The sequence below is a fragment of the Cryobacterium sp. PAMC25264 genome (assembly GCF_019443325.1).
Lineage (GTDB): Bacteria > Actinomycetota > Actinomycetes > Actinomycetales > Microbacteriaceae > Cryobacterium.
In genome coordinates this window covers 1,456,846-1,470,656 of record NZ_CP080383.1, presented here as the reverse complement: position 1 = coordinate 1,470,656, position 13,811 = coordinate 1,456,846, and the positions used below count along the sequence as shown (strand labels likewise).

Annotated in this window: 9 protein-coding genes and 2 pseudogenes; 5 read left to right on the top strand and 6 right to left on the bottom strand. The window is 69.2% G+C overall.

Annotation, left to right across the window (positions count from 1 at the left end):
- From KY500_RS06730 to KY500_RS06710, 5 genes are all read right to left on the bottom strand, one after another.
- The gene (locus KY500_RS06730; RefSeq protein WP_219902858.1) at positions 1-738 is read right to left on the bottom strand and encodes a type 1 glutamine amidotransferase; all 738 of its coding nucleotides are present in this window, start codon (positions 736-738) and stop codon (positions 1-3) included.
- Positions 735-1,907 carry a MurT ligase domain-containing protein gene (locus KY500_RS06725; protein ID WP_219902857.1) on the bottom strand — a complete coding sequence of 391 codons (1,173 nt, stop codon included), beginning with the start codon at positions 1,905-1,907 and terminating at the stop codon, positions 735-737. Before KY500_RS06725 ends, KY500_RS06730 begins: the two co-directional genes overlap by 4 nt.
- A gap of 105 nt (positions 1,908-2,012) precedes the next feature.
- Positions 2,013-3,347, bottom strand: coding sequence for an RNA polymerase sigma factor (locus KY500_RS06720; RefSeq protein ID WP_255579854.1), 1,335 nt, complete (start codon positions 3,345-3,347; stop codon positions 2,013-2,015).
- A gap of 252 nt (positions 3,348-3,599) precedes the next feature.
- On the bottom strand, positions 3,600-4,934 hold the full coding sequence (locus KY500_RS06715) for a nitrate/nitrite transporter (RefSeq protein ID WP_219902855.1): 1,335 nt from the start codon (positions 4,932-4,934) through the stop codon (positions 3,600-3,602).
- A 23-nt stretch (positions 4,935-4,957) separates the two neighbouring features.
- Positions 4,958-5,881 carry a proteasome assembly chaperone family protein gene (locus KY500_RS06710; RefSeq protein ID WP_219902854.1) on the bottom strand — a complete coding sequence of 308 codons (924 nt, stop codon included), beginning with the start codon at positions 5,879-5,881 and terminating at the stop codon, positions 4,958-4,960.
- 95 nt (positions 5,882-5,976) lie between these two features.
- On the opposite strand from KY500_RS06710, the gene KY500_RS06705 reads away from it, so the two are divergent.
- The 3 genes and pseudogenes from KY500_RS06705 (at position 5,977) to sucB (ending at position 10,490) form a co-directional block, all read left to right on the top strand.
- Positions 5,977-7,464 (top strand): leucyl aminopeptidase, encoded by a 1,488-nt coding sequence (locus KY500_RS06705; RefSeq protein ID WP_219902853.1) that lies wholly within the window; start codon positions 5,977-5,979, stop codon positions 7,462-7,464.
- A gap of 106 nt (positions 7,465-7,570) precedes the next feature.
- Positions 7,571-8,944 (top strand): dihydrolipoyl dehydrogenase, encoded by a 1,374-nt coding sequence (gene lpdA / locus KY500_RS06700; RefSeq protein ID WP_219902852.1) that lies wholly within the window; start codon positions 7,571-7,573, stop codon positions 8,942-8,944.
- Positions 8,945-9,012: 68 nt separating this feature from the next.
- A pseudogene (sucB, locus tag KY500_RS06695) lies at positions 9,013-10,490 on the top strand (2-oxoglutarate dehydrogenase, E2 component, dihydrolipoamide succinyltransferase).
- A gap of 22 nt (positions 10,491-10,512) precedes the next feature.
- Here sucB and KY500_RS06690 read toward each other — a convergent pair.
- Positions 10,513-12,084, bottom strand: a complete 1,572-nt coding sequence (locus KY500_RS06690; protein ID WP_219902851.1) for a hypothetical protein — start codon at positions 12,082-12,084, stop codon at positions 10,513-10,515.
- Positions 12,085-12,191: 107 nt separating this feature from the next.
- Between KY500_RS06690 and lipB the strand changes: the two genes are divergently transcribed.
- Complete coding sequence (gene lipB, locus KY500_RS06685) at positions 12,192-12,827, top strand: lipoyl(octanoyl) transferase LipB (RefSeq protein ID WP_219902850.1); 636 nt, start codon at positions 12,192-12,194, stop codon at positions 12,825-12,827.
- Positions 12,824-13,801, top strand: a pseudogene (lipA, locus tag KY500_RS06680) (lipoyl synthase); the annotation flags it as partial. The gene lipB and the pseudogene lipA, both read left to right, overlap by 4 nt.
- Positions 13,802-13,811 lie beyond the last annotated feature (10 nt).

Here is a 13,811-nt window from a genome sequence, read left to right as displayed (position 1 = left end):
CTACTCTGAGGCGAGGCTAAGCCGCACTGCAACCTGGTTGCGTGCGGCTTTTGCCATGTCATCGACAGTCGCGGTATGAGCGGATGGGTTCAGAGTGATCCCCCTGGCGGCGCACGCCGCGCCCAGCAGACTGTCTGCCAGCACGGGGTTGCGCGCCAGGACCGGCCCGTGCAGGTGGGTACCGATGAAGCTGCCTTCGCGCGTTCCCTCCGTGCCGTCGCCGTTCCCAGTGCCCGAGAGCACCGACCCCAGTGCCGCAGCGGCGTTCGCATACCCGCGCGCGTGATTTTCGAACCCGATCAGTCGCTCCGGGCCTGTGGCCACGACGAGGTCGTCGGTGGCGCGAGCCGGCCGGGCCGTCGCACGGCCCCGCACGAGGGCGAGACCGTCCACTGCGCCGCCGCCGGGCAGGTCCACTCCGTCGCTGAGCAGTTCCCAGCCGGTGCCGACGGCCAGAACGGGAACCCCGGCGGCCAACCAGCCGCGCAGGGCAGCCGAGAGCGGCTGCAGGGCATCCCTGACGCCGCCGAGGTCCGTGTCCGTTCCCGACCCGATCACCACGAGGTCCACAACGGGCGGAACGTCGGCCGGGGTGTGCACGGGCACGACGATCGCCTGCAGCCCGGCCCAGCGAGCCCGCTGCGCGAGCACCCGCGCGTTCGCGGCATCGCCGTTGGTGTCGAGCAGGCGCGGGAGCAGCGTCACGATAGTGAGAGAGGCCGACTGGTCCACTGTCATGAGGGGTCCGCTTCGTTGGTGGCCAGGCCCAGATGCGCGCGGGTGCGGCGCATGGAGTCGGCCGAGAAAATGATGGTCTTCATCCCCGTGGCCGGTTCAGGCAACGCGAGGAAATCGTCCAGTGCCCGGCCGAGATCGGGTTCGACCCGGTCGACCGTGACGCCGTCGTAGACGAGCTGCAACGCGATGTCGTGGGCCTTGGACCCCGACGCGATGAGCACGTGGCCGAGACCCGAGGTGTCGGCCGGCCACAGGTAGGACGGGTCGCGCACGTCGGAGCCGACGGCGACGAGGATCTGCTCGGTTCCGGGGGCCAGGCTGTCGACGTTGAGCTGGAAGCTGGCCGGGTTCTGCACGAGGATGAATTCGACGCTCGTGCCGCGCACGCTGACCACTTCACCGCGACCGAACACCGGCGCGATGCCGGAGATCGCGGCGGTGGCACGTGCGGCATCGAAGCCCGTCCCGAGAGCAGCGCGGGCCGCGGCCAACGCCGTCAGCGCATCCACGGCGTAGTGCGTACCTCGCGCGGGCAGCCGGACCGCCAGGACCGTACCGTCGACCCGCACGCGGGCGTCCCGGCCGTCGACCGCGGTCAACAGCATGCCGCCGTCCTCGTTCAACCGGGTGGCGGCCGTGGCCGCGTAGCCGAGCCCGCGTGGGTTGGCGGCGAGGACGGCCTCGGTCACGCCGTAGCGCCCCACCGACACGGGTGGGCGGATGGCGTCACCGATGTCGACGAGGTACCGGTCGTCGGCGTTGATCACGACGGTGCCGGTGGCACGCGCGGCGATCTTGGCGAGCATCGCCGCGACCATGTCGGAATCGTGGAACCGGTCGATCTGGTCGACCATCACGTTGGTGAGCACCACGACGCGGGGCTGCAGCGAACCGGAGATGAGGGCACCGTGGCCCTCGTCCATCTCCAGCACCGCGATGTCGCCGGCGATACGGCCCGTCAGGCTGACCTGCTCGAGCAGGGCCGAGGTGAGGCCCTGGCTGATGTTGGCCGTGGACGGGTTCGTGAAGACGTCGGAGCCGTGCGCCCGGAGAGCAGCGACGAGCATCTTCGTCGTGGTGGACTTGCCGCTGGAGCCGGTCACGATGACCAGCCCCTGAGGGAAGGAGTTCAGCGTGCGCGGCAGGAACCCCGGCGCGATCGTATTCACGACCAGGCCGGGGACGGCGGAACCCCCACCGGGCTTCCGCCAGCGCGCGAGCGTCCGCGCGACCCTCCCGAGGAGGATCGCCGGCGCGTACCGCACAGGCAACTTCTACTCGAGGTAGTCGCGCAGGGACTGCGACCGGGACGGGTGGCGCAGCTTGGCCATGGTCTTCGATTCGATCTGGCGGATACGTTCCCGGGTGACCCCGAACGTGTCGCCGATCTGGTCGAGGGTCTTGGGCATGCCGTCACCGAGACCGAAGCGCATGCGGATCACGCCGGCCTCACGCTCGGACAGCGAGTCGAGCAGGCTCTCGAGCTGCTTCTGCAGCATGGTGAAGCCAACGGCGTCGGCCGGCACGACGGCTTCAGTGTCCTCGATGAGGTCTCCGAATTCGCTGTCGCCGTCCTCGCCGAGCGGGGTGTGCAGCGAGATCGGCTCGCGACCGTACTTCTGCACCTCGACGACCTTCTCCGGGGTCATGTCGAGCTCGCGGCTCAACTCCTCCGGTGTGGGCTCGCGGCCCAGGTCCTGAAGCATCTGGCGCTGTACGCGGGCGAGCTTGTTGATGACCTCGACCATGTGCACGGGGATACGGATGGTGCGGGCCTGGTCGGCCATGGCGCGGGTGATCGCCTGACGGATCCACCAGGTGGCGTAAGTGGAGAACTTGAAGCCCTTGGTGTAGTCGAACTTCTCGACCGCACGGATCAGGCCCAGGTTGCCTTCCTGGATCAGGTCGAGGAACTGCATCCCTCGACCCGTGTACCGCTTGGCCAGGGAGACGACGAGACGCAGGTTGGCGCCGAGCAGGTGGCTCTTGGCCCGGGCGCCGTCCTTGGCGACCCACTGCAGTTCGCGGCCGAGGGCGCTCTTCTTCTCGGCATCCGTCATCTGCGCGAGCTTGTCCTCGGCGAAGAGACCGGCCTCGATACGCATCGCCAGCTCGACCTCTTCCGCTGCGTTGAGCAGCGCGACCTTGCCGATCTGCTTGAGGTAGTCCTTGACGGGGTCGGCCGTGGCGCCGGTGATGGCGCTGGAGTACACCGGCACCTCATCCTCGTCGTCCACGAGCGAGAGCACGAGCGCACCGCTGGGGAGCGGCTCGGCGGGGGCCACGCGCTTGGCGGAACCGTCGCTGTTCTCCTCGTCGTCGGTGTCGTGCTCGTCCCCGGGAACCACGACCTCGTCGTCGCCGGCGTCGGAGTCGCCGTCCTTCTTCTTACCGGCGGCGGCCGCCTTGGTCTTCGTGCTGGCGGCACGCTTGCGCGGGGCGGCCTTCTCGGGCGTTGCGGTGCCGTCGGCGGCTGCGGCGGCCTTGGCCGCGCGGGTCGCTGCGGCCTTCTGGGCGGCCGTGCGGGGCGCGGCGTCGACGGCTGCTGCGTCGACCGGCGTGGTCTCTGTGGTCTTCAATTCGGGCTCTGTCTTCGTTGGGGTTGCCATGCGAACACCTCTCATGCCGTAGTTCGTGCGCGTGCGGCGCTGCCCCCGCTCACCCGGTCGCTCGGCGCGGACCGGGTACGCACCAGGCGGGGTGGTGGGCAGTACGTTTGTGGAAGTACGTTTTTGGGCAGTACTAGGACCCATGTCAAGTCCCCGGGAATGCAGCCAACGATCAGCCGGTGTGCCCAGGAACCAGAACGGGTCCTATTGACAATTATTGCACGGATTGTGTATAAACCGAGCCACGCGACATCACTGACCGCGCCCGCGCCGACGCATCCGTCGTGAAAGTTCAACCCAGAGCGGGGCCACTTCTATTCCCTCATCGCGCGAGAGCACCCGCCTGGTGCGCTTGCGGGTCGTGACGAGCATCACCACTCCCGCGCCGATCACCAGGAACTGCACCGCGAAGGCGATCCGGAACGAGTTCAGCGCGTACAGGTCGCTGGTGCCGCCCTGGGCCAGCCGCCACCCGTCCTGAAGGTCGAGGAGCACGCCGATCAGGAACATCATCACGAAGCTGGCGAGAAAACCACCCACGTTCACAACCCCGTTGGCCGACCCCAGGCTGCGTTGGGGGTTGAAGGTGCGAGCGAAGTCGAATCCGATCAGGGAGCCAGGACCGCCGATGCCCAGAACGATCAGCAGGAGCACCACGAGCGGGAAGGGCGGCTCGACGGGCCACAGGAGCACCAGCGCCCAGGCCGTGCCCATGGCCGACACGATACCGAGCACGATGTTGCTCCGACGCAGCGGATGGCGAGCCGTGAGCACCCCGAGCACCGGGCCGCAGAGGATGCCCGCCGCGACCGGGATGGTCAGCATGGCCGCGGCCATCCCCGACTCGTAACCCAGTCCGTAGACCATGAAGGGGAAGCCCCAGAGCAGGGTGAAAACGGCTCCGGAGGACTGGGTGACGAAGTGCGACCAGAACCCGAGCTGGGTTCCCGGCCGGCTGAAACTGTGCCGAAGCTGAGTGAGAGCGCTGCCCCAGGTGCCGGGCCGGGCCTGGTCGGCGGACCCCGCCGGCCGGTCCCGGATGGCCACGACCACGACGACGAACGCCGTGAAGGCCACCAGGGTGGCAACGAGGAATGCCGGCGTCCACCCCCAGCTGTGCAGGATCCAGGCCAGCGGAACGGCCGAGAGCACCTGGCCGAGCTGGCCGATGTTGCCGAACCACTGCGACAGTTGCGGCACGATCCTTCCGCTGAACCAGGAGGTGATCAACCGGATCATGGAGATGAAGATGGTGGCGTCGCCCGCCCCCACCAGCATCCGTCCCACCACCGCAATGGTGATCGACGGCGCGAATGCCAGAGTCAACTGCCCCGCGACCATCAGGATGGTTCCGGAGAGCATCAGCACACGTGGGCCGAACCGGTCGATCAGAACCCCGACCGGGATCTGCGCCGCCGCATAGACGATCAGCTGCACCACGGCGAGGCTGGACAGGACGGCGGCCGAGCCCCCGAATCGTTCGGTGGCCGACACGCCTGCGATGCCGAGCGACGTGCGCTGCATGACGGCCGAGAGGTAGACGAACGACCCGAAGGAAAAGATCAACCAGGATCGACGAGAGTTCACTCCCCCCAATCTAGTCGGGAGGATCAGCCGGGTTGGCCGTCGTCGCGGCCGCGGCGGGTCGCGAGGAACTTCTCCAGCTCGGCCGCGATCTCGTCGGCCGTGGGCAGCGCCCCGTCTTCGTCGGTCAACGGGGACCGCAGGGTGTTCCCCTCCATATAGGCGTCGTAACGCTCTTCGAGGGTGCCGACAAGCTTGGCCAGTTCGGGATTGTCGCCGACCTGCTCGTCGATCCGGGCGACGAATTCACGGTTCTTCTCCCGGAGCGAGTCGGTCGGAAAGATCAGGCCGGTGGAGGCGCTGGTGCTCTCCAGGGCGGACAGTGCCGCCGAGGGGAACTCGGTGTCCGCGAGGTAGTGCGGGATCAGGAGGACATAGCCGATCGCCCAGGCCCCCATCTCCTGAAGCCGGAACTCGACCAGGTGCAGGGCGTTCGCGGGCACCTGGGTGTGCGGACGCCAGACCGACATGCTCTCGATGAGATCGGTGCGGTTTCCGCTCACCGTCACGCCGATCGGCCGGGTATGCGGCACGGGCATGGGAATCGCGTTCACCCAGGTCGTCGACGACACCGTGAACCGGCTGACCAGCTCCAGCACGGCGGCTGTGAACTGCTCCCAGCGGAAGTCGGGTTCGAAGCCGGCCAGCAGCAGGAATGGTTGACCGATCTCGTCCCGGGCCAGGTACAGCCGCAGCCTGGGCGGCCGGTAGTCGGTGAGGTGGTCCTGATCGAAGTAGATGATGGGGCGGCGGGCCCGGTAGTCCAGGAGCAAATCCGCGTCGAACTCCGCGATGACCGTGTGCTCCAGGGTCGCGAGCAGGTACTCCGTGAATTGCGAGACGGCACCGCCTGCGTCGGTGAAGCCGGTCAGGCCCGCGACAAGATGCAGCCCTTCGGGGACGCCGGCGGCGTCCGCAGTGAGCGTGTAGATTTCATCGGGATCGCGCATTCGTTAACTCTATTCGGGGTTTTTGCCCGCCGTCCGAGAATCCCGGCGCTCGGCGTGGTGCCCAGAGCGAACACCGGGCCCCGTAGCATCGAGGCATGACCGTTCCCCGCATTTCAGTGTCCGCACAGCCCGCGATCGAATCCACCGCCGACGTCATCGTCGTCGGCGCCGTCCAGGGCAAGGACGGTCCCACCCTGTTCGCCGACGCCTCCTTCGCACCCCTCGCCGACCAGTTCACGGCCGTCGGCGTCTCCGGCGCCAAGGACCAGGTTGTGCGTTTCGCCCCTGTCGTCGGCAGCGCTCGCAGCATCGCGGTCGTCGGTCTCGGCTCTGTCATCACGCCCGATTCACTGCGGTATGCGGCCGGGTCGGCCGTACGCCAGCTCACCGGCGCGGCCACCGTGGCGTTCGCCCTTCCGCTGGCCGATGCCGAGCAGGCCGCGGCGGTCCTGGAGGGTGCGGCTCTCGGCGGGTACTCCTTCACGACCTACCGCAAGGCGTCCCTGGCCGGCACCAGCCTGCCCACCGGTGACATCACCGTGCACACCGACCAGGCTGCCTCCGGCGCCACCGACCGAGCGGACGTCGTCGCCGGGGCCGTGAGCCTCGTGAAAGACCTCGTCAACACTCCCCCGCTCGACCTCTACCCCGAATCCCTGACCGCTCTGGCCCAGGCCGCGGCCGAGGGACTGCCCGTCACCCTGACGGTGTGGGACGAAGACCAGCTCGTCGCCGACGGCTTCGGCGGGATCGCCGGTGTCGGGCAGGGCTCGACCCGCCCGCCCCGTCTGGTCAAGGTCAGCTACGCCCCGGCCGGCGCGGCCAAGCACCTGGCCCTCGTCGGCAAGGGCATCACCTTCGACACCGGCGGACTCTCGCTCAAGCCGCCGGCATCGATGGTGGGCATGAAATACGACATGACCGGCGCGGCCACGGTGCTGGCCGTCACGCTCGCCGCCGCGCGCTTGAACCTCAACGTGCGCATCACGGCGTGGCTCTGCATCGCGGAGAATATGCCGTCAGGGTCGGCCATCCGCCCCAACGACGTGCTGAGCATCCGCGGCGGACGCACGGTCGAGGTGCTCAACACCGACGCAGAGGGCCGCCTGGTCCTGGCCGACGGCCTTGTCGCGGCCGGCGAGGAAGAGCCCGATGCGATCATCGACGTCGCCACGCTCACGGGCGCCGCCGTCGTGGCCCTCGGCACGCGGTACTCCGCCGTACTCGGCGATGACGACCTCGTGGCGCAGGTCCTCGCCGCCAGTACCTCGGAGGGAGAACTGGCCTGGCCGATGCCGATGCCCGAGGAATTGCGGGCCCTGCTGAATTCCGACGTCGCCGACATCGCCAACGCCAAGATCGGCAACACGGGCGGCGGCATGCTCCTGGCGGCCGTGTTCCTGCGCGAATTCATCGGCTCTGTGGGCGAGGGCGAGAACGCCCGGACCATCCCCTGGGCACACCTGGACATCGCCGGCAGCGCTCAGCTGGTCGGCGGCGGCCTCGGCTTCACGGCCCCCGGGCCCACCGGAGTCACCGTTCGAACCCTGTTGCGACTGGCCGAGGACTTTTCACGCCCGTAGTACAGTCGTATAGGCAGGAAAATCCTTGCCGTTCAACGCCTGTCCGCGCAGCATAATTGCGCTGGCAGGCCGTGAAAGTGTATGTGATGCACGAGGGAGTATCTGGGTGTCTGAACAGAATTTTGACCTTGTAGTTCTCGGTGGCGGCAGCGGCGGCTATGCGGCCGCTTTGCGCGCCGTCCAGCTCGGCCTGACCGTGGGCCTGATCGAGAAAGACAAGCTCGGCGGTACCTGCCTGCACGTCGGTTGCATCCCGACCAAGGCCCTGCTGCACTCCGCCGAGGTCGCCGACGTCAGCCGCGAGTCGGCCAAGTACGGCGTCACGACGTCGTTCGAAGGCATCGACATGGCGGCCGTCACGGCGTTCCGTGAGGGCATCGTCGCCAGCAAATTCCGCGGACTGCAGGGGCTGATCAAGGCCCGCGGCATCACCGTCATCTCCGGCGAGGGCCGTTTGGTGTCCCCCACGACCGTCCAGGTCGGCGAGGACACCATCGTCGGCAAGAACGTGGTTCTGGCCACCGGTTCCTACTCCCGTTCGCTGCCCGGACTGGCCGTCGAAGGCCGCGTCATCACGAGCGAGCAGGCCCTCGAGCTGACCTACGTGCCGAAGAAGGTCGCCGTGCTGGGCGGCGGCGTCATCGGCGTCGAGTTCGCCAGTGTCTGGAAGTCCTTCGGCGCCGACGTGACCATCATCGAGGCGCTGCCGCACCTGGCCCCGAACGAAGAGGAATCCGTCTCCAAGCAGCTCGAGCGGGCCTTCCGCAAGCGCGGCATCGAGTTCTCCCTCGGCGTCCGGTTCCAGTCGGTCACCCAGGACGACTCCGGCGTCGTCGTCACCCTCGAGAACGGCACCACCATCGAGGCCGAGCTGCTCCTCGTCGCCGTCGGCCGTGGCCCCTCGACCGCAGGGCTCGGCTTCGAAGAGGCCGGCATCACCATGGACCGCGGTTTCGTCCTCACCGACGAGCGCCTCGCCACCAACATCCCCGGCGTCTACGCCGTCGGCGACATCGTCCCCGGCCTCCAGCTCGCGCACCGCGGCTTCCAGCAGGGCATCTTCGTCGCCGAGGAGATCGCGGGCCTGTCCCCGATCGTCGTGGACGACCTGAACATCCCTAAGGTCACCTACTGCGACCCTGAGATCGCATCCGTCGGCTACACCGAGGCCAAGGCCGCCGCCAAGTTCGGCGCCGACAAGGTCTCCAGCTACGAGTACAGCCTGGGCGGCAACGGCAAGAGCTCGATCCTGGGCACCGCCGGCTCGATCAAGGTCGTCCGCGAAGTCGATGGCCCCATTCTCGGCATCCACATGATCGGCGCCCGCGTCGGCGAGCTGATCGGTGAAGGCCAGCTGATCGTGAACTGGGAAGCGTACCCGGAGGACCTCGCTCCGCTGCTGCATGCCCACCCCACCCAGAACGAAGCGCTCGGCGAGGCCTTCCTGGCCCTGGCCGGCAAGCCGCTGCACGCCATGTAGCCCGCTTCGGGCACAGAGAACGTCACTAACATTGGTCAGACATTAATGGTTTCAAAGGAGACAAACGCATGAGCGAATCCGTCAACCTCCCGGCACTCGGTGAGAGTGTCACAGAGGGTACGGTCACCCGCTGGCTCAAGAACGTGGGAGACCGCGTCGAAGTCGACGAACCGCTGCTCGAGGTATCGACCGACAAGGTCGACACCGAGATCCCATCCCCGATCGCCGGCGTCATCGAAGCCATCCTGGTTCAGGAAGACGAGACCGTCGAGGTCGGAACCCCCTCGTGACCATCGGCGACGGATCCGCTGCTGCGGCACCGGCCGCCGAGGCTCCCCAGCAGGAGGCGCCCGCCGCTCCGCAGGCCGCCGCACCCCAGGCCGCGGCTCCCGCTGCAGCCCAGGGCGGCTACGAGTCCCCCGCCCCCGAGGCCGAAGCAGCGCCTGCCGCCGCAGAGGTCCCCTCCACGGAGGCCCCCGCCCCCGCCGAGGCTGCCGCGGCAACCCCGCCGGCTCCGGCCGTCGTCGAGGCGCCGCCCGCAGCACCCGCAGCACCTGCCCCCGTCGCAGCCGCCCCTGCAGCACCCGCGGCACCCGCACCCGCAGCAGCACCCGCCGCACCCGCCGCCGAGCCCGCCCGCGGCGCGCACGCCGGCACCAGCGGCTACGTCACGCCCATCGTGCGCAAGCTCGCCAACGAAGCCGGCGTCGACCTGTCCACCATCACCGGCACCGGTGTGGGCGGACGCATCCGCAAGCAGGACATCGAGAACGCCAAGGCGCCGGCCCAGGCGGCTCCCGCCGAGTCGGCCGTCGCCGTCGAGGTCTCGCCGCTGCGCGGCACCACTCAGCCGATGTCGCGTCTGCGCAAGGTTGTCGCCGAGCGGGCCGTTGCCTCGATGCAGCAGACCGCACAGCTCACGACCGTGGTAGAGGTGGACGTGACCCGGGTCGCGATGCTGCGCGACAAGGTCAAGGTCTCTTTCCACGAGAAGACCGGCAACAAGCTGTCCTTCCTCCCGTTCTTCGCCCTGGCCGCGGCCGAGGCCCTGAAGGCCAACCCGATCATCAACGCCACCGTTGACGGCACCTCGATCGTGTACCCGCCCCAGGAGAACATGAGCATCGCCGTGGACACCGAGCGTGGACTGCTGACGCCGGTCATCCGCGACGCCGGGGAACTCGATCTGGCCGGCTTCGCCGCCCAGATCGCCGACCTGGCCGCCCGCACCCGCGACAACAAGCTCAAGCCCGACGAACTGTCCGGTGGCACGTTCACGCTGACCAACACCGGTTCGCGCGGCGCACTGTTCGACACCCCGGTGGTCTTCCTGCCGCAGAGCGCCATCCTCGGAACCGGCGTGGTCTACAAGAAGCCCATCGTCGTGACCGACAAGGGCCTGGACTCCATCGCGATCCGTTCGACGGTGTTCCTGGCGCTCTCCTACGACCACCGCATCATCGACGGAGCGGACGCCTCGCGCTTCCTCACCACGATGAAGGCACGTCTGGAAGCCGGAGCCTTCGAGGCGAACCTGGGCATCTAACACCCCACCTGAACGGTTCGATTCACCAATCGAAGAGTTCGCGTAACCGCCAACCGGCCTCGCCCCTGATCACCAGGGCCGAGGCCGGTTGTCTTGTTTCCACGACCTCGGAGCCGGCCGCATCCGGCACCGGCGTGAGCAGCACGAGCGCCGAATTCCCCGTTCGCTCCTGCACGCTGGCGGTGAACGGCGCCGTCGAACCCCGCGGCCCACCCCAATCGGCCGGGGGTTCCGGCCGCCCCAGCCGGACCGTGTAGACGTCTGCGGCGCTGGCGACGGAACCGGCCTGGTCGACGGAGTCGAGGCACAGCACCGAGGCGTCCGCCAGACACCGGTCTCGCAGCGCCAGCAGGGTCAGCGTCGCCGCAGCAGGATCGTCTGCCAGCAGGGAGTTGGTCGGCACCGAGTCCGTCGGCACCGAATCCGTCGGCACGGCCGGGGCATCAACGTCGTGGCCCGTCGCGTTGGCGGCCGCGTCGGAGGGCACCTCCGAGCGGGCGTGAGACGGAAGATCGGACTGCCCGCCGCCGGGCGCGGCGTCGCCCGGGCCCAACGCACCCAATCCCCCGGCTCCGAGGACGACCGCAAGACCCACTCCGACCAGCACCGGTCGCCGCACTCTGCGCAGCCTCACCCGCCCGGCGCCGAGCGCCGCCACGATCGCGGTCACAAGCCTGGGCGCGGGGCCCCGGGCACCTGCCGGCCGGCCGGCCCGCTCGGGTCCGCGGCGGACGACAACGGCGCTGGGCATCCCGGCGGCGCTCGACACGGCTCCGGTCAGCACGGCTCCAGTCAGCACGGCTCCGGTCGACCGAGCCCCGATCGACACAGCTTCGCTCACCTCGTCCCCGGTCTCGGCAACCAGCCGCGTCCCCACGCCGCGCACGGCGACCGCGGCCGCCCAATCGAACAGCGCCGCCTCCAGCCCGGTCAGGTCCGGTGGCAGCGGACGGGCGGTCGCTGCAGATTCGAACCGGGCCAGCACCGCGGCGGCCCCGCCGGTATGCGAATCCCGGGGATCGAGATGGTCCAGGAGCCCACGGAGGAACCCGGCCAGCCGCAGCAGGTCGTCCCGACGCCGTGCTGCCCCGCCGCCGCCGGCCGGGAGGTCGTCGAGCGCGCCCAGCCCCACCAGCACCGGGCGGCCGGAGGCGTCGAAACGCACACAGGCCGCACCGATGGCGGGATGGCTGAACCCTGCGGCGTGCAGCGCCCCCAGGGCGGCCGTGACCGTGGCCCCGATCGTCACGGCCTCTCCCGCCGTCAGTGCTCCCTGGTCTGCCAGCGCCCGGTCCAACGTGGGTCCTGGTAGCCGCTCCAGCACAAGGCAGACCCGGCCGTCCGGCGTCGTCGCCACATCGATGAGCCGGCACAGGTATCCGGCGGGCACGGTGAGCAGCGCCCGTACCTGCCGGTCAAGGTCGGCACCGTCCTGGCCACGGTGGAACACCTGCAGCGCGGCTGTGCGTGGTTCGCCGCTCGGGCCGAAGGTGACCCCCAGGTAGACCGATGATCGGTTCCCGGTCCCGATCCGGCGTACCAGTCGGTGCCCCGCGACGGTTCCGCTCACTCCTGCTGTGCTCGCTTCGTCCATCGTCTCACCGTGCCCGCCGGACGCCCGCCAGGGTCGCTGCGGGGCAGGTCGGGGAATATCTCGCGGGACTCCCCCGCTGGGGAGGAGCGGCCCCCTAGACTGGCCGCATGCTCGACTTTGTCGTCGCGGGGCTAAGCGCCAACTCCGTGCCGTATTTCGAGGGCCTTGAGCTCCAGCGCGCCGTCCACCGCACGGTGGTGTCCGGTCACCGACCGAACACCGTCCTGCTCCTCGAACATCCCGCCGTGTACACGGCCGGCAAACGCACCCAGCCGGAGGACCGTCCCACCGACGGCACCCCGGTCGTGGACGTCGACCGCGGCGGCCGGATCACCTGGCACGGCCCAGGGCAGCTGGTCGGCTATCCGATCCTGCGCCTGGCCGAACCGATCGATGTGGTCGGTTACGTGCGGCTGCTCGAGGCCGTCCTCATCGACGCCCTGGCCGACTTCGGCATCGACGGCAGACAGGTGCACGGACGCAGCGGGGTCTGGGTCGGGCCCGACGGGGCCGAGGACAAGATCGCCGCCATCGGCATCCGCGTCGCCGACGGTGTCACCATGCACGGCTTCGCCCTGAACTGCGCCAACTCCCTGGAGCCGTACGACCGCATCGTCGCCTGCGGCATCGCGGATGCCGGCGTCACCACCATGACCCGGGTGCTCGGCCGCACCGTCAGCACGGAGGACGCCGTGCCCTCCGTCACCGCCGCCTTCCGCAGCCACCTGGCGGTGCCCGCATGAGCGCCGCACCCGACGGGCGCCGGATGCTGCGGCTGGAGGTCCGCAACGCCGAGACGCCCATCGAAAAGAAGCCCTCCTGGATCAAGACCCGCGCGCGGATGGGCCCCGAGTACCGACAACTGCAGAACCTGGTGACCAGCGAGAACCTGCACACGGTCTGTCAGGAAGCCGCCTGCCCGAACATCTATGAGTGCTGGGAGGATCGCGAGGCGACCTTCCTCATCGGCGGGTCGCAGTGCACCCGGCGCTGCGACTTCTGCCAGATCGACACGGGCAAACCCGCGGACTACGACACCGACGAGCCCCGCCGGGTGGCCGAATCCGTGCGGGCCATGGACCTTCGCTACGCCACCGTCACCGGGGTCGCCCGTGACGACCTGCCCGACGAGGGCGCCTGGCTCTACGCCGAGACGATCCGGCAGATCCACGCCCAGTGCCCCGGTACCGGTGTCGAGATCCTGGTGCCCGACTTCTCGGGAAACCACGACCATCTCGCCGAGGTGTTCTCCGCCCGCCCCGAGGTGTTCGCGCACAATGTCGAAACGGTCCCCCGGATCTTCAAGCGCATCCGCCCCGCTTTCCGCTACGACAGGTCGCTCGACGTTCTGAGCCAGGGGCGCGCAGCCGGGCTGATCACCAAGTCGAACCTGATCCTGGGCATGGGAGAGGAGCGCGCCGAGGTGTCCGAAGCCCTGCGGGACCTTCACGAGGCGGGCACCGACATCCTCACTCTCACCCAGTACCTTCGCCCGAGTCCCCGGCACCTGCCGGTGGCGAGGTGGGTACGGCCTGAGGAGTTCGTCGAACTCAAGGAAGAAGCCGAGGAAATCGGCTTCCTCGGGGTCCTCTCCGGCCCCCTGGTGCGGTCGTCGTACCGGGCCGGCCGCCTCTGGGCGCAGTCCATGGCTGCGACGGGGCGCCCCGTTCCCGCCGGCCTGCAGCACCTCGCCGACGCCACCCGGGGTTCAGCCAGGCCGTTTGACC